We start from the raw sequence: 23687 nt of genomic DNA on the forward strand, positions 1-23687 counted from the left end.
AGTGCATCACTTTAAATAGGTGATGTACTTTTTTGTTGAGTTAAATACAGAAAATTCCTTCTTTTAAGTGTGGATAAGTTGTACAATAAAACCAATCATGGAATAAAGGAGTGGGAAGGAATGAAAGCTACTCATAAAGATTGGATTTTGTTTAACGGGAGACTTATAAATACGAAAGAAGAACAGCCAATGGTTGCGTTAGAAGAGCGAGGACTCCAATTTGGTGATGGCATATATGAAGTATTTAGGCTATACGATGGGAAGCCTCATTTATTAGACTTACATTTGGAACGCTTTTTTAAATCTATGAGGGAAATAAATATTGTTCCGCCGTTTACAAAGGAAGAGTTAGTTGAAGAACTTCATCAAATGATTGAAAGAAATCAATTTCAAGAGGATGGGAATGTGTATCTTCAAATATCACGTGGAGCTCAAGCTCGAAATCATGTGTATGAAAAAGATTTACAGCCAACATATTTTGCGAATATTGTTTCGTTTCCAAGACCTACTACTACTATGGAACAAGGAATAAAGGTTACTGTAGAAGAGGATATACGCTGGAAGTTCTGTCATATAAAATCTTTAAACCTGCTACCTAATATCATGATTAAAAATAAAATAAACGAGCAAGGGTATCAAGAAGCGATATTAGTACGAGATGGAGTTGTAACAGAAGGGTGTCATTCGAATTTCTTTATGGTGAAAAATAATAAATTAGTTACACATCCGGCCGATAATTTCATTCTACACGGCATTACTCGCCACTACGTTATTACATTAGCAAAAGTTTTACATATTGAAGTAGAAGAGCGTGAATTCTCATTGCAAGAAGTATACGAGGCTGACGAATGTTTCTTTACAGCGACACCACTTGAAATATTCCCTGTTGTTCAAATTGGTGATGAGAAGTTTGGAAGCAGCGAAAGAGGACCAATTACGAAAAAACTACAAGTTGCATATGAAGAAAGTATTAGTTTGTTTAAAGTGACAAATTAATAATGAGGGAAAAAGCTGGTATTCCCCCAGCTTTTTTTCATGATATAATTCAACCATAGGACAAATTTTGAAAACGCTGTAAAAAAGGGGATTTAATGTATGAATTATGAAGATTTTAAAGAAGTAATTCACGGTAGACGAAGTGTTAGAAAGTTTACAGAACAAGAAGTATCCACTAGTGATATAAAAGAAATTATTGATTGTGCTCGTTATGCACCGAGTGATACGAACTCACAAACGTGGGAGTTCTTGGTCATTATGAATCGAGAAAAAATTAAAGAAATTGAACAAATGACATGGGATGCATTACATAAACTTGCGGCAAAGGCAGCAGAAAATGGAGAAGAGAAAGCAGGGAAATTACTTACACGTTCTTTCGGTCCATATGCGACAGCTTTCTCTGAGGCGCCAGTATTAATCGTATGTTTGGCAACACCATATGAATCAAAGTTTCGTGAAAAGATATTTGATCCAATTGCCTTCGTTCCTGATTCAGTGTGGGAAGAGGAAGGAATTAAGAGTAGCTGTCTAGCAGCACAAAACTTAATGTTGGCTGCACATGCGAGAGGACTTGGCACTTGTCCAATGACAGGACCTGTATTGTTAGCTCAAGATGAACTGCGACAATATTTACAAATTGAGCCTCAAAAACAAATTAATATGGTAATTTCACTTGGGTTTCCGAAAGATAAGCCGAAGAAACTTTCTCGAAAAGAAGTTGATGAGATTACAACATTTATTTTCTAAATGTTATGTAGAAAAGACATTGAAATGCCAATGTCTTTTTATTTTGAATGAATATTTCTTTAGTGAATTGGGCTAAAATGATGAATAAGGTGGAATTACTATTTATTTCTTAAAAAAAGTTAATGTTCTTAAAATGAAAGTATGGTACAGTAATCGTGAGCAAGCTAATATTTGTTCATGAAAGTGTTAAAAACTAGTTTTAAAATTAAGAAGTTATTTTTGTATAATAAATTATAATGAAATAACAGGGGGGATGAATTTTGAAGAAATTCATAATCACTGGATTGTCTGTATTGTTATTAGTAGGCTGTGGTGCTCCAAAGGAAAAAGAAGATGCACAGTCAAATCAGGAAGAACAAGTTGTAAATGCAAGTGATGAGAATATGGTCGTATTTCCTGAAGGAGCGGTGCCAATCGGGGAAGGGAAAGTAAAAGTAACTACGCCAGATGGTACTTCTGAAAATGGCAATATACCAACTGTATTCATAAAAAAGGATACTTTAATTCAGCAAGTCGAATTAGAACTTTCCAATTTTCAAAATGATAAAGAAACATTTGTATTTGTAGATCAAATACTTGCAGATAAACATCAAGTAACTAGTACAACACAGACAACAGTACAATTAAAAGAAAAGACGCTTGAGACAGGTAGTCATACGATTACCGCAGTTCAGTTTGAAAACAATGACCCGAAAGGAAAAGTCATTAGCTTTAATCAAGCGACGTTTGAAACGAAGCCTGCGTCTTAATATGAAAAAAGTACATTACTCAAAAGTAGTGTACTTTTTAGTTTGGATTGAATTATGTCATTGAGAATAATTTGTTTCACTTTCTAGTACGAATGAATAGGAAGAACTTATTCTTTACTATCATGTAAGAGGAAGGGATTGAAAGTTTGAAACGAGTTATTCGTATTTTCTTATTTATTATAATGTTTTCGGTCATTTGTTTTACTTTACAAGAGGCGGTTGAAGTTACGCTCAATTATCACATTCATGACTTGTTAATTGGAGCTGTATGTTTTGTTATTGTGTATCGGTTTTATCCCGCTTTAACGGGCAGTAAGAACCTCACCTCATAATTCGGCACATGCGAGGAAGTTAGGTGGGAGTCGGGCTTCCCATAAAAGCCCGATTGGTGAGGGCTAATAATCAGAGGAGAATGGACAAAAACCCCTCTGATTAAAGTTTCACTTTATGATAAACTCGGATTAAGGTAAGTATTGAGAGGGAAATGTAGGTATTTCATTTGTAATGTCGAATAGTACATACGGTGTCGTAATAACAAATTTTCTATTGTTTACTGTGAAACAGAAGAAGGAGAGATTGTAGTTATGAAAAGAGCTCTTATAAATATTGATTATACATATGATTTTGTAGCTGAAAAAGGTGCTTTAACTTGCGGGAAACCAGGTCAAGAAATTGAGAAGGAACTTGTAAATGTAACGAAACAATTTATTGAAAAAGGTGATTACGTAGTATTTGCGATCGATAAACATGAAGACAATGATGTATATCATCCTGAAGCGAAATTGTTTCCACCTCATAATATAGCAGGTACAAATGGAAGAGACTTGTTTGGTGAATTACAAGATGTATACGAAAAATATAAAAATACTGAGAATGTATACTATATGGACAAAACACGTTACAGTGCTTTTGCAGGAACGGATTTAGAAATGAAGCTAAGAGAAAGAGGAATAGAGGAAGTACATCTTGTAGGTGTATGTACAGATATTTGTGTCCTTCATACAGCAGTAGATGCTTATAACAAAGGGTTTCAAATTGTGGTTTATGAAAAAGCAGTAGCATCTTTTAATGCGCAAGGACATGAATATGCACTTGGACATTTTAAATCTTGTTTAAATGCAGAAGTGAAGTGAAAAAAAGAGGCCTTCAAAAAGGTCTCTTTTTCACATTTAAATAGAGACGATTTGCTGTTGAATTAACTTTTTAATGAACGGGCTAATCTTTTCTGGTAGCCCATTTAAATCAAAAAATTGTACATGTAATGATTCAACTCCGTCTGCTTTTAACGAGCCGCTTTTAATGTCTCGGCAAAGGTATACGATTGTAATAGGATAAAATTCATCTCCATTTGGTAATTGTACAAAAAATTCTTTACCTGAAAATACACTTACTAACTGAAGTGTACCAATTTCAATACCTGTTTCTTCAAGCACTTCTCGTCTTCCAGCTTCTTCTGTGGATTCACCAAGTTCCACAACACCTCCAGGAACACCCCAAATGCCATTTCGTCTTTGTTGGAGTAATATTTGTCCTTGTTCATTAAAAACAGCTACAGCAACTCCTGCTAGATTAAGTGGTCGTGATCCAACAAGCTCCCTTAGTTCTTCAATATATCCCATTGTTTGTAACCTCCGTGAGAAAAAAAGTATCAAATGAAATATTCGGTGTTATGTGAATATTTTCCTTGTAACGAGGTGAGTATTGCGGACTTAAAAGAAAGTCGTTTATAAAAAATTCTATTGTAATATCCCTTTAGGGGATTAAAAAGGGTTATAGTAAATAGAAAAGGACATCTGAAGTTGAAAGATTGATTAAAGGGTTATATTGTTGAAGATGAACAATGAATACAAATACATAGTTAAGAAAGTACGATTTAAGATCAGGATAAAAGATGTTTCGAAAACAAGTGTTGAGATGATAAATACGTATTTAAAATAAAGTAGCTCTGTATGAAATTTTCATTAGTAAGGAAGTGGATGGATGAGTTTATTAACGTATACTGAAGAGTTTTTTAATTATGTAAGGGAATTTTTACTTTTAAGGTTTTTACTATTTGCTTTAGTTCTTATCATTATTTCTTTTGTTATAAATCGCATTATTGATTGGTTTTTTAGAAAATCAAGCTTTTTTGATGAAGAGGTAGAGCAGACGATTCAAAGTGTAATTCGATCTATTTTTAGATATATCATTATCATCAGTCTGATCATATATTTAATTAGTCAATTTGTAGATATAAAAAGTATTATTGCAGGTGCAGGGATAGCGGGTGTTGTCATTGGTTTTGCTGCACAACAGATGCTAAAAGATGTCATATTAGGCTTTGCAAGATTAGCGGACAAAGAGTTTCGTGTTGGCGATTTTGTTACTTTTAACGGAACAAATTCAGGAACTATTGAGGAAATTAGTATTCGTTTTATGCAAATTCGTGAATGGTCAGGAAAACTCCTTACCATACCACACGGAGAGATTAGAACGATACAAAATTTTAATAAAGGATGGATGCGAGTTATTGAACGCATCACGGTAAGTTATCAGGAAGATCCTACAAGAGTTAAGGAATTGTTAGAAGAGGTCTGTGTTATGTGTAATGAACAATTGGATCAAAGTCTTTATAGAGTAGAGGATGAGGTTGTTGAACCATTTAAATATGTTGGTGTTACAGACTTAAATCCTAACCTTAAGTATGTTGGATATGAATTTTGTATTACAGGTTTGATTAAACCGGAAGATTATTTTGAAACTTCTAGACAAGTAAGATTTGAATTAATGTCTATGTTCCATAAAAATCAAGTACAAATGCCAGCAGCGAATATGTTCGTTACTACTGAAAGTTTACAAAATATCCATGTGGGACAATCTTTATCAGACAGTTAATGAAAACTAGCTAATTTCTGTTTTGGTTTAGAATTTAGATTTGCAAATCAGCAGATTTGAATGAACTATATGGGATATCTCCTAAAAAAGAGCTGAAGGAATTCAGTTCTTTTTGTTTGTAGTATTTAGAAATTTCTTAATGTTATAATGGTAGTTGGTGATGAGAATGAACATAGATGAAAAAGAGATGCATCGTTTAGAAGCATTAAAAGAAATTGCTGAGTTACTAAATGAAGCAACAAACTTACAGGAAATGTTAGGAAAAGTGTTACATACATTATTACAAGTTATGAATTTACAAACAGGGTGGATATTCTTTATTGATGAAAGTGGAAAGCATCGTATGCTTGTAGACGAAAACTTACCCCTAGCTCTTACGTGGAAGGAAAAGAAGCCGATGTGTGAAGGAGATTGTTGGTGTGTAGAACGTTTTGTGAATGGAAGATTGGAAAAAGCGACAAATATTATTGAATGTAAACGAATAGAGGATGCGATTGAATGTAATTGGGGAGAGACCGAAGATGTTACACATCATGCGACAATCCCGCTAAGATCTGGATCAGAGAAATTTGGTTTATTAAATGTAGCCTCGCCCCATAAAACACATTTTTCTGAGGAAGAGTTAGCGTTATTAGAAGCGATTGCATTTCAAATTGGAACGACAATACAACGTATTCAATTAGTTGAGAAAGAACGAAAATATGTAGTAGTAGCTGAAAGAAATCGACTTGCACGTGACCTACATGATTCCGTTAAACAATTGTTATTTTCAATTATGCTAACAGCGAAAGGGACTCTAAATATGACGAAGGATAGAGACTTGCAAGAGATGTTAAGTTATATTGGAGAATTATCACAGGAAGCATTGCAGGAGATGACACTTTTGATTTGGCAATTAAGGCCTGAAGGATTAGAGAAAGGTTTAGCAGAAGCGATTCAAAATTACGGAAAACTGTTAGGGATTCAAGTGGAAGTTCGAATTGATGGAATGGTTTTAATTGAAGATGAAATAGAAGAAGTTTTATGGCGTATAAGCCAAGAGGCATTACATAATTGTAAAAAGCATGCTTCGTGTGAAAAAGTATGTGTTCATTTAAGGATTGAAGATAATAAGCTGCACTTTTACATAGAGGATAACGGAATAGGATTTATACAGGATCAAGTAAGAGAGTCAGCACTTGGTTTGAAAAGTATGAAAGAACGAATTGAATTAATGAGGGGAATTTTTCGAATAAAAACAGAACCGGAAAAGGGGACAAAGATAGAAATTCAATTACCGGTTTGAGAGGGAGAACGTCAGTGAAAATTAAATTATTACTTGTAGAAGATCATCATATCGTTCGAAGGGGACTCGTATTCTTTTTGAAGACGAGAGAAGAATTTGAAATTATTGGGGAAGCAGAAAATGGTGAAGAAGCATTAACATTCGTCCAAACAGAAAGGCCAGATGTAGTATTAATGGATTTATCAATGCCGAAAATGGATGGTATTGAAGCGACAAAACGCATAAAACAATACGATGAGACAATAAAAATACTTATGCTCAGTAGTTTTTCAGAACAAGATTACGTTTTACCAGCATTAAAAGCTGGGGCAGATGGTTATCAATTAAAAGAGGTGCAGCCAGATCAACTCGTTGCGTCAATTGTTGCGGTATATCAAGGGAATGCGAATTTTCACCCGAAAATAACACCTGCACTATTAGGACGGTCAGCAGTCAAGAAAGAAAAAGAGAATCCTTTTTCCATGTTAACGAAAAGGGAGCAAGAAGTACTTCGTGAAATTGCGAAAGGAAGAAGCAATAAGGAGATTGCAGCGGCGCTTCATATTACAGAACAAACGGTTAAAACACATGTTTCCAACGTATTGGCTAAATTGGAAGTAGATGACCGCACACAAGCTGCATTATACGCAGTAAAGCATGGGGAAAACTAAAAATAAGTATGAATAATTGTGTCATATGTTACGGTAGAATACATAGGAGAAATTAAAATGTATAGAGATGCCGAATAAAGGTTTTTCTTCTTTCGATAATTAGGTACAATAAAGTGAAACTTTAATCAGTGGGGGGCCATCCCCACTGATTATTAGTTGAACCAATCGGGTTTTTACGGGCAGTTGATCTCCCACCTAACTCCCTTGCATTCATCGGATTTTGAGGTGGGAGTCTTACTGCCCGTTAATACGGGATAAAGCTACTATGGAAGGGGAAGATACACTATGCCTGGTACAAAAAGTGGGATTGGAAAGATTCAGGCTTCGTTAAATGGTTTATCACCGAAATTACGAAGTATTGCCGAACATATTTTGAAACATCCACAAGATGTTGTACATAAATCGATTACGGAATTAGCGGAAGTTACGAATAGTTCCGAAGCAACGATATTCCGCTTATGTAAACACTTAGGTTTTCAAGGGTTCCAAGACTTGAAAATTACATTAGCTCGTGAGATTGTACATACCCCGATGCAAAATATTCATGAGGAAGTATCGGTAGAAGATAATATGGTCACTGTTGCTAAAAAAGTTTTTCATTCACATATTACAGGACTGCAAGATACATTACATTTGTTAAACGATAACGCGTTGGAACAGGCAGTAAGTGCGCTGAATGAAGCGAAACGAATTGAGTTTTATGGAAATGGTGGGTCGGGTATTATTGCGATGGATGCTTATCATAAGTTTATGAGAACGGGTATTTCTTGTATTGCTCATACGGATTCTCATTTTCAAATTATGGGAGCTGGCTTGCTGACAAAAGAAGCAGTGGTCATTGCAATTTCTCATTCGGGTAGTAATAAAGGATTACTTGAAGCATTAGAAGTAGCAAAAGCAAGAGGAGCTCGCATTATTGCGATTACGAGCTATCAAAAATCGGCATTAAGCCAACTTGCTCATATAACGCTATATACTTCGACGCGTGAGACTGAATTTCGTACAGAAGCAAGTTCATCACGATTAGCGCAGCTTAGTTTATTAGATACTTTGTATGTGGGTTTGTCGTTGCAACGACAGGAGGAAACACTGCAAAATTTACAAAGCATACGTGAAACAATTTCAATGAAGCGAATATAAAAAGCTCTTCAAATGAAGAGCTTTTTAGTTTGTTGATGTATCCTCAAGATCTACTTGTCCGTAGAAATACGCAACATGTTCATCTTTAGCCTTTTAATTAGTTTTATCCCGCTATTTGTGGGCAGTAAGACTCCCGCCTCAAAATTAGGCACAGGCGAGGAAGTTAGGTAGGAGATTAACTGCCCGTAAAAGCCAAATCGGTGATATCCCATCACAATCAAGCTAAGAAAAGTAAATACCCCAAGATGAACTACAAAAAAATTGTTTGAAACGTTTTACTTATAGTCATAATCTCCCATCTTTACAACCATTCATTTTTTCAACCTCTATACTCTTTATATTTTTTCATCATATTACTTCACATTTAAAATCAAAAGAATAGCTTGATAAATTCAAATGTAGATATAATAAAGTTTCAGATTTTCCTTTTAAATACATCAAAAAGCCTTTATGTAATAATTCAAATATTGTTCAATATTTCGCGATTTGTTTATAAAATTCCATGTTATGATGAACCTGTAATGATGATTGAACACTTAAATTTGGTACAATAATTAGCCAAAATAGTGAGGACAGTAGTTGTGAGATAAACTCATTAAAACTCTAAAACACTAAAGGGGAGATCACATATGAAAGCAGTAGTAGTTAATAAAAACAGCAAAGCAAATATTGAAGTTATTGAAAAAGAATTACGTCCGTTACACTCGGGTGAAGCGCTAGTAGATGTAGAGTATTGTGGAGTTTGCCACACTGATTTACACGTTGCGAATCATGATTTTGGAAACACCGATGGCCGCATCCTTGGTCATGAGGGTGTAGGTATTGTTACTAAAATTGCTGATGATGTTACTTCACTAAAGATAGGTGACCGTGTAAGTATTGCATGGATGTTCCAATCTTGTGGACGTTGTGAATATTGCGTAACGGGGAGAGAAACATTCTGCCGTGAAGTGAAAAATGCTGGTTATTCAGTAGATGGTGGTATGGCTGAACAATGTATTGTTACAGCTGATTATGCGGTGAAGGTACCAGAAGGATTAGATCCTGCTCAAGCATCATCAATCACATGTGCGGGCGTAACTACATATAAAGCTATAAAAGTATCAGACATTAAACCTGGTCAACCTATCGTAATCTATGGTTGTGGTGGATTAGGTAACCTAGCTATTCAATATGCTAAAAACGTATTTGGTGCAAAGGTAATTGCAGTAGATATCAATGACGACAAATTAGCCTTAGCAAAAGAAGTTGGTGCTGATATGACTATCAATCCGATTTCTCAAGGTCCTGCTGATAAAATTGTTCAAGAGGAGTTTGGTGGTGCTTATGCTGCTGTAGTAACAGCAGTTTCTAAAGTAGCCTTCAACTCAGCAGTTGATGCAGTACGTGCTTGCGGTAAAGTAGTTGCGGTAGGTTTACCAGTAGAAACTATGGATTTAAACATTCCACGACTTGTATTAGACGGGATTGAAGTAGTTGGTTCTCTAGTTGGTACTCGTAAGGATCTGGAGGAGGCATTTATGTTCGGCGCAGAAGGAAAAGTAGTGCCAGTTGTTCAAACGTGTTCTCTAGATAAAGTACAAAATGTATTCGAAGAAATGGAACAAGGTAGAATTCAAGGACGTATGGTAATCGATTTTAAACAGCATAATTGTGATTGCAAATAATTCACTTTAAATATAAAAAGCATGAGTCTAGCAAAGGACATTAAAAAAAGTTAGACGGCATAAAAAAGATGATCCCTCGTATTCAATAGGGATCATCTTTTTTATATTCTACTAATATCAATGCCAATTAATACTTGATTGATGAGACATGATTAAAAGTTCACTTTATTTGCAAACGAAAAAGAATCTTTATTTTCAACAAATTTTTTATGATCTGGAACGGTTTGAATTGCTACAACTTGCGAATCTCTTGCTTTCAGTGCATCTTGAATCCCGATTGTCATAAGCTTAATAAAAAGAATCGTAATAAAGAATGAAATGAGAGTATAAAAAATAATCCACCATGAAAGATTCATTTCATAACGATTTAATCCAATAAGACCTGCCCAATCATTAGATAGAGAAACAGGTTTGGGCACTCCGTCATAGAGTTCCCGCATTTGTATCCCGCCAATTACAATGTTAAGCAACGCTAAATGGATAACGAGTATGAGTGTTTGGACGATATGTTCCATAAATAACACAAATAAGCGATCAAGTAATAAGACTCGTAAGTGTTTTTTGATAATATGAAAACGGCTAGCACCCAGTAATTGTGAACTTAAAATGTAATCTCGTTTCATAAATTCATCAACCTCTGAGGAGATATATAAAGAAAGTGTAGGTAGAGCGACGAAAATAAGTACGAGAACTTGATAAAACGTAAATGAAATATTTGGATCTAATCTATCAGCATTTGATGTAATTACAATATTAACGGGCGTGATGAGTATGAATGCGATAAATAGAGTTGGGATATAATAAAAAACTTCTGAGCATGCCTGGAAAAATCTCTTGAATTTTGGAGCGTATAAACTTAAGAGGATTCCTATACATGTTCCGCATAAAATTCGAAAGAAGCTAATTGCCACGGCTAATAAAATGGTGAACTTTGCTCCTTCTACAATTTGTAAGAAAACAGAATCTCCAAAACGATCAGATCCAAAAGGCGGCATTAACGATGGCGAAAAGGGGGCCTTTCCAAGTAATTCGTTATTGTCATTGTAAAGTAACTGAGGAGGTTTTGGGATGTTATCTTTAAAGAACCAACTATAAATAAAACTAGCTGAAACAAGTATGAATAGATAAGTAAACCCGATTAAAAATCGTTTTGATTTCCAAATAGATTTCATAATGCTGCTCCTTTCAATTGCTTTTGCCATCTATTCATCATGAATGAGATTATTTGAAAAATGGCATAAAACGGTAAAATAATCATAACAAGTATGATAAATGCAGCTGGAGGTGAAATAAACGCCTTCTTAAATAAAAATTGAATAATGCCTTCCATATTAAAAACAAATTCTAAAATGAATAAGTTAGAAAGTAAGAAAACAAAAATCGTTTTTAAATGGTGAAAGAAGTGGATAGATATATTTTTGAATAAATGAATGCATAGTATATAACTTGATGAAAGTCCTTTTCCATATGCAACCTCTACGTAATGTTTTTCATGTTCTTCTTTTATGTATAACACCATCATCCGAAACATTTGTAATGTAGGTAAGACTGCTAAAGATAAAATAGGGAGTAAATAAGCTCGATTTTCATTAAAAGAAATAATGGTGACAGGAGATTCCCCGAATTTCTGAAGTACCCATATGAAAAATATTTGCAAACAAATCATCATCATCATATCAGGGACAGCTTCTAATATGAATACAATTCGGTTTATCCATTTTTTTATATAATCTTTTGCTAAAAAATAAAAAAATGCCATACTAGATGATAGAAAGAGTGCAAGCAAAAAGGCTATAAATAATACAGTAAATGAATAGAGGTAAGGTTCTAAAACAGTTGGAAATAATGGTGTCTTTTTGAAATGACCAAATTTCGGGTCTGATCCTATAACCACTAATGATTCAGGTGAGAAAACCTGTTTTAACATAGTAACGATCTGATTAAAAAAATGAATTGGTTGAAAAGTGAATCCCTGTTGAGTGATAAATAAATAAGGTAAATTTAGTAATAGTAAGAGTGATAAAAGAATTGATGAAAGTTTTATTGTGAATTGAGATATTTTATTTAACATTAAATCCCTCCGACATCTTTTTACAACATTATACAATAAAGTTTATATTTTGTTTTGATTTTTCTGAAAAATATAAATGCTATTAGATTTTATAGTATGGAACATATATTTACAAGGTAAAAAAGTGATAGTAGGGAGCCGTGCTCTATGTCCATCAAGATAAAAGGACTAGTGAACCTAAAGCAATAAAAAGAGCAAAATGCACAAAATTTACGTATTGGTGGTAATTGCTTTTTAACTCCTTTTTCATGCAAATGAGTAGAAAGTATGGAAGGACTATGTATGTGTTGTTAATGAGAGGAAAAGAGTGTGTTGCAAAACGAATATAATGCAACTTTACCGCACGGAAAAGCTAATTTTAGTATGTAAATGAAATGGAATGAAGGGGTTTATTTTTTTATTATGAAAAAAATTTTCTTTCTAAAACTTGATTTATGAAAAAATATTTTATATACTAATTCATGTAAACGGTTTACTAGATCGCATTTTGCTAGAAACGAAGGGAAGATTCGCATGGAAACAAGGGGGAGAGTAATCGGGATTGACATCGGTACCACTAGTACGAAGACGGTTGTATTCACTGAAAAGGGAAAAGTCGTTGCTTCACATGCAATTGATTATCCAATCATTCAACCGAACGTCGGATGGGCGGAGCAAGATCCTGATGTAATATGTGCTGCTGTATACAAAACTGTAAGCGTTGCCATCGAGAAGGGTAATGTGTTACCGGAAGATATTTCTTCTATCGGGATTAGTACAGCAATGCATGCCTTAATTGCAGTAGATGAAAACGGTGCGCCGTTAACGCGCTCTATCATTTGGGCAGATAATCGAAGCACAAAACAATCAGAAAAACTATTACAACAAATGAATGGTCATGACATTTATAGAAGAACTGGTACACCAATTCATCCGATGTCACCACTTTCTAAGTTACTGTGGATGAAAGAAGAAGAATCGGATTTATTCAGAACTGCTCATAAATTTATTTCTATTAAAGAGTATGTCATTTATCAATTGTTCTCACGCTATGTAGTTGATTATTCTATCGCATCTGCTACTGGGTTATTTAATTTAGAAACATTAAACTGGGATGAAGATGTTTTAACTATGTTAAATATGTCACCAGAACAATTATCAACACCTGTACCGACTACATATATTTTATCGGGAATGAAGCCGGAATTAGCACAAAAGATGGGGATTAGTGAGGATACTCCAGTTGTTATTGGTGCAAGTGATGGTGTTCTTGCAAATGTAGGTGTCGGTGCAATATCACCTGGCTCAGCTGCAATTACGATTGGAACAAGTGGAGCAGTTCGAACAATTTCATCAAGTGTTAATACAGATGAAAAAGGAAGAACTTTTTGTTACGCATTAACAGATGAGCACTGGGTAATCGGTGGACCGACGAATAATGGCGGGATTTTATTAAGATGGCTACGTGATGAATTCGGTAGTCCAGAGCAAGAAGTTGCAAGGAAGCTTGGGATTGATCCTTATGATTTATTAATTAAGTATGCAGAAAGTGTACCAGCTGGAGCAGAGGGATTGCTATTTTTACCGTTTTTATCTGGAGAACGTGCACCCTACTGGAATGCAAATGCTCGTGGTACATTCTTCGGTATAAACCTTCAGCATAAACGTGAACATTTCATACGAGCTGTCATGGAAGGAGTTTGTATGAGTGTGTATTCAGTTGCACTTGCCATTCGTGATTGTACGGGGCCACTTTCTGAAATACGTGTTTCAGGAGGCTTTGCAAAGTCTGCATTTTGGAGACAAATGTTATCTGACATGATGGGGAAAGAATTGCTTGTTCCAGAAAGTCATGAAGCATCTGCGCTTGGGGCAGCGGCACTTGCTTTGTATGCAATTGGGAAAATTGATTCGCTTGAAGAGGTGAAGGATTGGATTGATATTGTCCATCACCATGTACCGAATAAAGAAAATACGGCTTTATATTTAGAGATGTTTTATATGTATGAACGACTTTACAATCGTTTGAAAGAAGAATTTGATTGTATAGCTGCTTTCCAACGTAAACAATAGGGGGATTGGGAGAAATGGTAGTTGGGATCATACTAGCGGCTGTTGTCATATTACTTTTACTAATTACGGTAGTAAAATGGCATCCATTTGTCGCGTTAATTTTAACAGCAATCGGTGTAGGGCTAGCAATGGGGATGCCCTTAATTGGAACTTCACCACAACATCCAGGGATTATCGATTCTATTAAATTAGGTCTTGGTAATACGTTAGGATTTTTGGCGATTGTTTTAGCTTTAGGAACAATGCTTGGAAAAATGATGGCTGAGTCTGGCGGTGCTGAACGAATTGCTAACACATTAATTGGACGTTTTGGGAAAAAGCGTGTTCACTGGGCAATGATGTTCGTTGCATTTATAGTAGGGATTCCGGTATTTTTCCAAGTTGGATTTGTACTATTAATTCCGTTAGTATTTACAATTGCGTTAGAAACAGGGGTATCACTTATTACAATCGGTATTCCGCTAGTAGCAGGTCTTTCGGTTGTACACGGACTTGTTCCACCGCATCCAGCAGCTATGGCAGCGGTAGGTATATTTAAAGCAGATGTGGGGAAGACAATTTTATATGCATTAATTGTCGGACTTCCAACTGCAATAATTGCAGGTCCGCTTTACGGGAAATGGATCGGTGCTCGTATACATAAAGAAGTACCATTAGATATAGCGGAGCAATTTATTGAAAGAGATAAGAAGAAGGAACTTCCTAGCTTCGGAAATACATTGTTTACTATTTTACTTCCAGTATTTCTTATGCTAGGTGCATCGATAGCGGAAGTAGCATTAAATAAAACAAGCCAACTTGCACAAGTATTACACTTTATTGGAGATCCAATAGTCGCATTATTAATTGCAACGATATATTCTTTCTTTAGTCTTGGCTATGCAAAAGGGTTTTCTAAAGACAAAGTTTTACAAGTCACAAATGATTGTTTAGGCCCAATTGCAAACATACTGTTAGTTATCGGTGCAGGTGGCGCCTTTAATAAAGTGTTATTAGATTCTGGAATTGGAACTACAATTGCGGAGATGGCGAAAGAATCACATATTTCACCAATATTATTAGGGTGGGGAATTGCTGCACTTATTCGAATCGCGACTGGCTCTGCTACTGTTTCCATGATGACAGCAGCAGGAATAGTGGCACCGATTGCGGCAAGTACACCGGGAGTGAATGTAGAGTTACTGGCACTTGCAACAGGAGCAGGGTCATTAATATTATCACATGTGAACGATTCTGGATTTTGGATGATTAAAGAGTATTTCGGAATGACTGTGAAAGAAACATTATTAACATGGACTGCAATGGAGACAATACTATCTGTTGTAGCACTTGGACTAATTTCGTTATTAAATATATTTGTATAGAATGGGAGATTGATTAATATGAAACTAGGTTTAATTGGATTAGGAAAAATGGGATTCCCGTTAGCTGAACACTTACATGAAGACAAGCATGAAGTAGTTGTATACGATGTAAATAATGAGCTTGTTGAAAAGGCAGGAAAACTAGGGATTACTGCACGTCATACATTAAAAGAAATGATCGCTGAACTAGAAGCACCTCGTACAATTTGGGTAATGGTACCTGCAGGAGAAGTTGTTGAGTCAGTACTAAAAGATGTATATCCATTATTAGAGGAAGGTGATATCGTTATTGAAGGTGGAAATTCATTCTATAAGGATACGTTGCGCCGTGCTGAAGAAGCGAAAAGCTTTGGCTTACATTACGTAGATATCGGTACATCAGGTGGTGTAGAAGGAGCTAGATACGGTGCGTGCTTAATGGTTGGTGGAGAAAAAGAAATCTATGATCAATTAGAACCGTTATTTAAAGACTTAGCAGTAGAAAACGGTTATTCTTATGCAGGCCGCGTTGGAAGTGGTCATTTCTTAAAAATGGTTCATAACGGTATTGAATATGGAATGATGCAAGCAATCGCTGAAGGATTTGAAGTGTTAGATAAAAGTGATTTTGATTTCAATTATGAAGATGTTGCAAAAGTATGGGCAAATGGATCGGTTATCCGTGGTTGGTTAATGGACTTAACTGAAAAGGCATTTGCAGATGATCCAAAACTTGATGGTATTAAAGGGGTAATGAACTCTTCAGGAGAAGGGAAATGGACTGTTGAAACTGCGCTTGAATTACAAGCAGCGGCACCAGTTATCGCAATGTCATTATTTATGCGCTACCGTTCTCAAGAAGATGATACATTCCATGGGAAAGTTGTCTCAGCTCTTCGTAATCAATTCGGTGGACATGAGGTTGTGAAAAATTAGTTTTGTGAAACTCATACGAAAGTATGAGTTCTTTTTTTATTTCTCATACTATTTTATGAAGGCTTTTACCTCTTTTTACTGTATTTTGTATAGAAATTTCTGATAATATAAAGGTAGAATTTGAAAACAAAGGGGAGAAATGATTATGAAACTAGTCGTAATTAATGGTACACCAAGAAAGTTTGGAAGAACTCGCGTTGTGGCAAAATATATTGCAGAGCAATTTGAAGGGGAGTTATACGATTTAGCAGTAGCGGAATTGCCTTTATATAATGGAGAAGAATCACAACGTGAATTAGAGGCAGTAAAAAAATTAAAAGCTTTAGTGAAAGCTGCAGACGGTGTAGTACTATGTACACCAGAATATCATAATGCGATGAGCGGAGCGCTGAAAAATTCGTTAGATTACTTAAGTAGCAGTGAATTCATCCATAAGCCTGTCGCATTGCTAGCAGTTGCTGGAGGAGGTAAAGGGGGAATTAACGCATTAAATAGTATGCGCATTGTTGCTAGAGGCGTTTACGCAAACGCAATTCCAAAACAAGTCGTGCTTGATGGATTACATGTGCAAGATGGTGAACTTGGAGAAGATGCAAAACCATTAATTCATGATTTAGTTAAAGAATTAAAAGCATATATGAGTGTATATAAAGAGGTGAAAAAACAATTAGGAGTTGAGTGATATGTCCTCTCTTTATCATGATTCTCGCTTGTATTACATTCTAGGAGCCAATAGTTTATCCGCTATTGGTTCCGGGATTGTTATGATAACGATTCCGTGGTTGTTAATTAAGGAAAGTGGAGGAGATACAACGTTTGGTTATGTTTCTATCGTTGCGACTCTCATAATGTTTTTATTAACGCCATTTATTGGGCAAAGTATAGATCGTTTTTCAAGAAAATCGTTGTTGTTATGTAACGAAGGTATTGGGATAGCGATTATAGGAATGATGGCTATTTGGGGATTTGCTGGGCAATCATATAATTCTATTCATTACATCATTATTTATATAGCAGGTTCTTTCTATTATCTATTATTCTATCCTACAATTTTTGCATTCAACCAAGAAATATTTCAATCTGAACATTATAAAAGTTTAAGTGGCACGATGGAAATACAAGGACAATTAACACAAGTTATTTCAGGAGCGGCTGCTAGCTTTCTAATTGAGATCGTTTCTTTGAAATGGATTTTGTTAGTAGATATGTTAACTTTTGCAGGAGCATTTTTTCTTTTCTTATGTATACCGTATGTAAAGAAAAAAGAAGTAAAACGGAAAGTAACATTTAAGAAGCAATTGTTCGAAGGTATTCATTTTATGAAAAAACGTCCTAAGTTCTTTTGGTTTTTACTTGCCACTTATATGCCGTTTATCGGTGTTATGATGGCAAATTATTTAATCCCAGTTTATATTTCAGATATACTCAAAGCTAGTGCCTCTGTATACGCGACAGAAGGTATGATGTATGGTGTAGGGGCTGTTATTGCGGGAATAAGTATTCCAATCATGATGAAATATGTCAAAATAGAAGTTTCAATCGTTATGACGATGTTTATTTATGTAATTTCAATTACCGCAATGATTATTGAGCCTTCCATTATGTTATTATATGGACTTGCGATTTTTCATGCGATTGGAAATGCTGGAACGAGAGTGGCGAGAAATGTATTGATGATGGAAGAAATCCCAAATGAATTAATGGGACGTGTGGACAGCTTATTTCGACTAATTGGTACAGGAATTCGAATTGTATTATTAATGTTGTTTACGGCAGGCGTATCTAAAGCCGGGGTAATGATCCCGTTTTACGTACTAAGCTTTATATTGATCCTATCATTAGGGATTGCTTTTTATTATGTAATTTCAAAACGTAAAATGAAAGCGAATGTGTCTAATAAATCAATTGTTTAAAAAATACTTCTGCCTCCTTTTCTTTTTCTATATAATAAAAAGAAAGGGAGTGTTAACTTATTTATGAACAAATGGATATTGCTTATAATCTTATTACTACCTCCGCTATACATCATTTATATGACGTTTCGAATGAATAAAGTTGCTCGTGAAAAATTGAGTAATCACTCTCCATACGTTCTTATATTAGGTGCAAAGTTATTTGGAGATAGGCCTTCTTTATCTCTTCAAAACCGTTTGAATGTGGCGCTAGAATATTTATATTCTCACTCTGAGGTGAAAGTAATTGTTTCAGGTGGTCAAGGGGAAGATGAAGATATACCGGAAGCTCACAGTATGCGAAACTATTTAATGGTACATGGTATAGATGAGAATCGTATTTTAATTGAAGACCGCTCTACAAATACGTATGAAAATTTAAAGTTTAGTATGGATTTATATGATGTAAAGCATGCGGTAGTTGTAAGTAATACGTATCATTTATATCGAACGAAAATAATTGCAAAGCGTTTAGGGATAAAGATGGAAGCACTAGCTGCTGAAACACCGAGTCGTTCTAAGAAAAAAGCGTATGTGCGTGAATATGCTGCAATTATGAAAACGATATTGTTCGACCGTTAGAGCTCAAATGAGAGCTCTTTTTTTGTATAATAAAGCGTATCATTTGAAATGAATTCTATATTCCATCAAAATAAAGGAAACAACATGAAAGGAGTTGTGTCTGTGATTCAATTTAATCATGTGTCAAAAGCGTATGAAGATGGCACAAAAGCAGTGGATTCATTGCATTTAGAAATTAAAAAAGGAGAATTTTTTGTTCTCATTGGTCCGAGTGGTTGCGGGAAAACAACGACAATGAAGATGATTAATCGTTTAATTGAAACGACGGAAGGATCAATTTTAATCGATGGAAAAGATATTCAAGAATATAACATAAACGAACTGCGTTGGAATATAGGGTACGTGTTGCAGCAGATTGCGCTGTTTCCACATATGACAATTGCTGAAAATATTGCAGTTGTCCCTGAAATGAGAAAGTGGAGTAAGGAGAAAATAAAAACGCGTGTTGATGAACTGTTACATATGGTTGGATTAGAACCAGATGTATATCGTGATCGTATGCCAGATGAATTGTCGGGAGGACAGAAGCAGCGCGTTGGTGTCGTTAGGGCATTAGCTGCAAATCCGAAAATCGTTCTTATGGATGAACCATTTAGTGCGTTAGATCCATTAAGCAGGGAACAACTTCAGCAGGATATAGTGCAATTGCAAAAAAAAATTCAAAAAACGATAGTATTTGTAACGCATGATATGCAAGAGGCTTTATCACTTGGTGATCGCATTTGTGTAATGAAAGAAGGGAAAGTTGTTCAATTAGATACACCAGAAGGTATTATACATAATCCGAAAAATGAGTTTGTAGAGGAGTTCATTGGAAATCGTGGACGACCTTGGTATGAGGGGAAGAGTATAGAAGCGGTATTGCCGCTAGACAATCGTATACGAGTAGAAGGGAAGGCTCTATCTTTACATTCGACTTTACAAGAAGCGCTAGTTCGCTTACAAACTGAAGAGTCAGTGCCGGTTGAAGAAAATGGTCAATATGTTGGAGCGTTAACAAGTCGTCATATTGTCAATTACATTGTTGAACAAATGAAGGAGAGAGGCTAAACAGTGACTGATTTTATTCAAACGTTTCAAGAACGAAAAGTAGAATTGCTAAGTGCATTAAGTGAACATTTACAAATATCGCTTATTTCATTATTTTTTGCAGTAATTATTGCGGTGCCTCTTGGCATTCTATTAACGAGAAAAGAACGGATGGCTGAATTTATAATAGGGACTTCTGCTGTTATGCAGACGGTGCCATCACTTGCATTACTTGGACTTTTAATTCCATTAGTAGGAATCGGAAAACTTCCAGCCATTATCGCATTAGTTGTGTATGCACTATTACCTATTTTGCGAAATACTTATACAGGAATACGGGAATTAGATGAATCACTTATAGAAGCGGCGAGAGCTATGGGAATGAATAGCTGGAGAAGATTATGGAAGGTAGAGCTTCCTCTCGCATTGCCAATTATTATGGCTGGTATTCGGACAGCGATGGTATTAATTGTTGGAACGGCTACATTAGCTGCTTTAATAGGCGCTGGTGGACTCGGTAAGCTCATACTACTCGGTATCGATCGGAATGATCATGTGCTTATCATTTTAGGGGCCGTACCAGCTGCGTTACTCGCTTTATTCTTTGATATAGTACTTCGCATGCTTGAGAGGCCCAAACGCTCATATAAGCGCGTTATATTAACGATATGTATAGTTGTCGTAATGATCGCTTCGCCATTTCTTTGGAATACACAAAAGAAAGACATAGTTATTGCTGGAAAACTTGGATCTGAACCAGAAATTTTAATTCAAATGTACAAGCAACTTATTGAACAGGATACAGATTTACAAGTAGAATTAAAACCAGGCCTTGGGAAAACAGCATTTGTATTTGAAGCGTTAAAATCAGGTGAAGTAGATATATACCCAGAATTTTCAGGAACAGCTTTATCTACTTTCGTGAAAGAAGAACTGAAAAGTACAAATCGTGATGAAGTATATGAACAAGCTCGTATGGGAATGGAAAAGAAATATAATATGGTTATGTTAAAGCCAATGGAGTATAACAATACATACGCACTAGCTATGCCGAAAAAAATAGCAGATCAAAATAACATAAATACAATTTCTGATTTAGGAAATATTGCACAGGAAGCTAAGGTAGGATTTACATTAGAATTTGCTGATCGTGAAGATGGTTATAAAGGTATGCAAAAATTATATAACTATAAGTTTTTAAATGTTAAAACGATGGAACCGAAACTACGCTATAGCGCAATTCAATCGGGGGATGTTAACGTAATCGATGCATATTCAACAGATAGTGAACTTGAGCAATATGGACTTAAAGTGCTAAAAGATGATAAAGGACTATTCCCTCCTTATCAAGGAGCGCCATTATTAAGAAAAGAGACGTTACAGAAATATCCTGAGCTTGAAAAAACATTGAATAAATTATCTGGAAAGATTACAGATGAAGAAATGCGAAAAATGAATTACGAAGTAAATGTGAATGGGAAAAGTAGTGAAGAAGTAGCAAAACAATTTTTACAAAAAGAGAATTTACTTCGTTGATTTTACAAGAAATATACAACTTTATATGTTTAAAATAACCGTTCATTACAAAATGAACGGTTATTTTGTGCATACTTATACATTTTTTCAAAAAAGTATTCCATTTTTCTTCATTTTATTTTAGAATAAGTAATGTTTTCCTGAAAAAATATAAGAGAAACGTCTATTAGAGAAAAGGTGACTTTAATAGTTGAACGAACATAACACCTAGAATGACAGATGGGGTGGTACAAATAGAAAAGAAGTTAGGCTTTTTTCCGTTAATCGCATTAGTAGTTGGAACAATGGTTGGTGGCGGTGTTTTTAGTTTACCGCATGATTTAGCAGTAGGAGCAAATAGTGGTGCAACAATAATTGGTTGGTGTATTACAGCGATGGGAATGATTCCGCTTGCGCTCGTATATCAAACGTTAGCAAGACAAAAACCGGAGCTTGAGGGCGGAATTTATAGTTATGCACGAGCTGGTTTCGGTGAATATATTGGTTTTAACAGTGCGTGGGGGTACTGGCTGGCAGGAATTTTAGGAAATGTCGCAACAATTATGTTGTTGTTTAGCACATTAGGTTATTTCTTCCCGATTTTTAAAGGAGGGAATAATATTGCGTCTATCGTTGGTGCCTCTCTTTTATTATGGACACTTCATTTTCTTATTTTATTTGGAATTCGTGAAGCGTCCATTATGAATGTTATCGCAACAATTGGGAAATTAGTTCCGATCTTATTATTTATTGTTGTGATGGTAACGGCGTTTCGCTGGGATACATTTACACATGACTTTTGGGGCGAAGGAACAATCTCAGTTTCCTCTGTACTAGGTCAAGTGAAAAATACAATGCTTGTAACTCTTTGGGTGTTCATTGGGGTTGAAGGAGCAGTTGTATTATCAGGAAGAGCTAAAAATAGCAGAGATGTTGGAAAAGCGACAGTACTTGGGTTAATTTTAGTTATGTCTATTTATATTTTAATTTCTGTTCTGTCAATGGGAGCTATGACGAGAAATGAACTTTCGGTTTTAGAAACTCCTTCAATGGGACATGTATTAGAACATGTTGTTGGACCATGGGGGGCAGTTGCGATTAACATCGGTTTAGTTGCTTCACTTGTAGGGACATTGATTGGTTGGTTTTTACTTGTTTCTGAAATTTCGCATGTAGCAGGAAAAGATGGCGTGTTTCCGAAAGTCTTTACGAAAACAAATAAGAAGCAAACGCCGCATATGGCATTATGGATTTCAAATATCGTTGCCCAAATTATATTTATAATCGTTCTGTTTTCAGAATCGACATATCAAATTATGTATTTTATTGCGTCAACATCAATTTTATTACCGTATTTATTATCAGCGCTATTTCAATTGAAATTAGTCATTACGAAAGAGCTGAAAGTTGCGAGAGTAAAAAATGGCTTATTAGCTTTAATTGCTTGTGTATATTCTGTATGGCTCATTTATGCAGCTGGTTTAAAGAATTTATTACTTGTTTCAATTGTATATGGAATCGGGATTATCGTGTACGTTTTTGCAAGAAAAGAAAAAGGGAATCGTTGTTTTGTAGGTATAGAGAGATATGTGATGTGGGCAATTGTTATTGCAGCTATCACATCACTTTATATGTTACTGACAGGAAATATAAAAATGTAAAAGTCCTTTTAATTTAAAGGGCTTTTTTCCTTGTCTAGAGAATATTTAATACATAAGATATTCAGGAGGGATGAAAATGGAAGAAAAAGAACAGTTGTCTAGAATTATGGATTTAGCTAGTGATTTAAGGAAAGTATTAGTACAAGAATCTTTTTTTAATCATCATCCTGAACTTCGAGGCGTGATTGAAAATTTAGCGAGTTCTGTAGAGAATTTGGCGAGTTTGCAACAAAATAAAGATGAAAATGCCGAAGATCGATTACGGTACGTACTTGCTAAAATGAAAATCGCTCATAATGCCATTTTACAAGAAAAAAAAGCATTTCCTTCTCATTAATATACGTTTTAATTTTGAACCTGACGGATGACGTCAGGTTTTTTATTTCTAGTTTTAGATTGTAGTTCATACACTAAGAATAGTATGAAAAAAAGAAGGTG

22 protein-coding genes are annotated in these 23687 nt (G+C 35.2%); 19 read left to right on the plus strand and 3 right to left on the minus strand.

All coding sequences use genetic code 11. From position 1 onward, the window contains the following. The first annotated feature begins 120 nt into the window (after positions 1-120). From dat to EXW56_RS10865, 4 genes are all read left to right on the plus strand, one after another. The gene (dat, locus tag EXW56_RS10850; RefSeq protein ID WP_215597462.1) at positions 121-996 is read left to right on the plus strand and encodes a D-amino-acid transaminase; all 876 of its coding nucleotides are present in this window, start codon (positions 121-123) and stop codon (positions 994-996) included. Positions 997-1095: 99 nt separating this feature from the next. After that, positions 1096-1743, plus strand: coding sequence for a nitroreductase family protein (locus EXW56_RS10855; protein ID WP_002012699.1), 648 nt, complete (start codon positions 1096-1098; stop codon positions 1741-1743). A 260-nt stretch (positions 1744-2003) separates the two neighbouring features. After that, the gene (locus EXW56_RS10860) at positions 2004-2492 is read left to right on the plus strand and encodes a putative periplasmic lipoprotein (RefSeq protein WP_002200631.1); all 489 of its coding nucleotides are present in this window, start codon (positions 2004-2006) and stop codon (positions 2490-2492) included. Between the two features lie 584 nt (positions 2493-3076). Continuing rightward, the gene (locus EXW56_RS10865; RefSeq protein WP_215597463.1) at positions 3077-3625 is read left to right on the plus strand and encodes a cysteine hydrolase family protein; all 549 of its coding nucleotides are present in this window, start codon (positions 3077-3079) and stop codon (positions 3623-3625) included. Between the two features lie 36 nt (positions 3626-3661). Here the strand turns inward: EXW56_RS10865 and EXW56_RS10870 are convergent, their stop codons facing one another. Then, positions 3662-4111, minus strand: coding sequence for an NUDIX hydrolase (locus EXW56_RS10870; RefSeq protein WP_002200629.1), 450 nt, complete (start codon positions 4109-4111; stop codon positions 3662-3664). 361 nt (positions 4112-4472) lie between these two features. Between EXW56_RS10870 and EXW56_RS10875 the strand changes: the two genes are divergently transcribed. The 5 genes from EXW56_RS10875 to adhP all read left to right on the plus strand — a co-directional run bounded on the left by EXW56_RS10875 (position 4473) and on the right by adhP (position 10108). Continuing rightward, the gene (locus tag EXW56_RS10875; RefSeq protein WP_215597464.1) at positions 4473-5366 is read left to right on the plus strand and encodes a mechanosensitive ion channel family protein; all 894 of its coding nucleotides are present in this window, start codon (positions 4473-4475) and stop codon (positions 5364-5366) included. A 187-nt stretch (positions 5367-5553) separates the two neighbouring features. Continuing rightward, entirely contained in the window at positions 5554-6651 is a 1098-nt protein-coding gene (locus EXW56_RS10880) for a GAF domain-containing sensor histidine kinase (RefSeq protein WP_252197289.1), read from the plus strand. A gap of 14 nt (positions 6652-6665) precedes the next feature. Further along, entirely contained in the window at positions 6666-7301 is a 636-nt protein-coding gene (locus tag EXW56_RS10885; RefSeq protein WP_215597466.1) for a response regulator, read from the plus strand. Between the two features lie 285 nt (positions 7302-7586). Further along, positions 7587-8441 carry a MurR/RpiR family transcriptional regulator gene (locus EXW56_RS10890; protein WP_001119626.1) on the plus strand — a complete coding sequence of 285 codons (855 nt, stop codon included), beginning with the start codon at positions 7587-7589 and terminating at the stop codon, positions 8439-8441. A gap of 629 nt (positions 8442-9070) precedes the next feature. Further along, positions 9071-10108 carry an alcohol dehydrogenase AdhP gene (gene adhP / locus EXW56_RS10895; RefSeq protein WP_002012687.1) on the plus strand — a complete coding sequence of 346 codons (1038 nt, stop codon included), beginning with the start codon at positions 9071-9073 and terminating at the stop codon, positions 10106-10108. 152 nt (positions 10109-10260) lie between these two features. Here adhP and EXW56_RS10900 read toward each other — a convergent pair whose 3' ends face one another. Together EXW56_RS10900 and EXW56_RS10905 are read right to left on the minus strand one after the other, a co-directional pair. Further along, complete coding sequence (locus EXW56_RS10900) at positions 10261-11280, minus strand: ABC transporter permease (protein WP_215558421.1); 1020 nt, start codon at positions 11278-11280, stop codon at positions 10261-10263. After that, on the minus strand, positions 11277-12179 hold the full coding sequence (locus EXW56_RS10905) for an ABC transporter permease subunit (protein WP_215597467.1): 903 nt from the start codon (positions 12177-12179) through the stop codon (positions 11277-11279). The genes EXW56_RS10900 and EXW56_RS10905 overlap by 4 nt, the downstream gene beginning before the upstream one ends. A gap of 513 nt (positions 12180-12692) precedes the next feature. On the opposite strand from EXW56_RS10905, the gene gntK reads away from it, so the two are divergent. The 10 genes from gntK (at position 12693) to EXW56_RS10955 (ending at position 23586) form a co-directional block, all read left to right on the plus strand. After that, positions 12693-14231, plus strand: a complete 1539-nt coding sequence (gntK, locus tag EXW56_RS10910) for a gluconokinase (protein WP_002157987.1) — start codon at positions 12693-12695, stop codon at positions 14229-14231. Between the two features lie 14 nt (positions 14232-14245). Beyond that, complete coding sequence (locus tag EXW56_RS10915) at positions 14246-15595, plus strand: GntP family permease (RefSeq protein ID WP_002157986.1); 1350 nt, start codon at positions 14246-14248, stop codon at positions 15593-15595. 18 nt (positions 15596-15613) lie between these two features. Then, positions 15614-16510 carry a phosphogluconate dehydrogenase (NAD(+)-dependent, decarboxylating) gene (gene gnd / locus EXW56_RS10920; RefSeq protein WP_002119040.1) on the plus strand — a complete coding sequence of 299 codons (897 nt, stop codon included), beginning with the start codon at positions 15614-15616 and terminating at the stop codon, positions 16508-16510. Positions 16511-16655: 145 nt separating this feature from the next. Further along, positions 16656-17192, plus strand: a complete 537-nt coding sequence (locus tag EXW56_RS10925) for an NADPH-dependent FMN reductase (protein WP_000780366.1) — start codon at positions 16656-16658, stop codon at positions 17190-17192. A 1-nt stretch (position 17193) separates the two neighbouring features. Then, positions 17194-18423, plus strand: a complete 1230-nt coding sequence (locus EXW56_RS10930) for an MFS transporter (protein ID WP_215558423.1) — start codon at positions 17194-17196, stop codon at positions 18421-18423. 63 nt (positions 18424-18486) lie between these two features. After that, complete coding sequence (locus EXW56_RS10935) at positions 18487-19044, plus strand: YdcF family protein (protein ID WP_215558424.1); 558 nt, start codon at positions 18487-18489, stop codon at positions 19042-19044. 102 nt (positions 19045-19146) lie between these two features. Beyond that, a complete protein-coding gene (locus EXW56_RS10940) occupies positions 19147-20094 on the plus strand; it encodes an ABC transporter ATP-binding protein (RefSeq protein WP_033711815.1) in 948 nt (315 codons plus the stop codon). Positions 20095-20097: 3 nt separating this feature from the next. Beyond that, complete coding sequence (locus tag EXW56_RS10945) at positions 20098-21609, plus strand: ABC transporter permease/substrate-binding protein (protein WP_215597468.1); 1512 nt, start codon at positions 20098-20100, stop codon at positions 21607-21609. A gap of 212 nt (positions 21610-21821) precedes the next feature. Beyond that, on the plus strand, positions 21822-23249 hold the full coding sequence (locus EXW56_RS10950; protein WP_002119048.1) for a basic amino acid/polyamine antiporter: 1428 nt from the start codon (positions 21822-21824) through the stop codon (positions 23247-23249). Between the two features lie 76 nt (positions 23250-23325). Next, the gene (locus tag EXW56_RS10955) at positions 23326-23586 is read left to right on the plus strand and encodes a hypothetical protein (RefSeq protein ID WP_002085825.1); all 261 of its coding nucleotides are present in this window, start codon (positions 23326-23328) and stop codon (positions 23584-23586) included. The last annotated feature ends 101 nt before the right edge of the window (positions 23587-23687 follow it).

Origin of the sequence: Bacillus mycoides (assembly GCF_018742245.1) — a bacterium.
Lineage (GTDB): Bacteria > Bacillota > Bacilli > Bacillales > Bacillaceae_G > Bacillus_A > Bacillus_A cereus_U.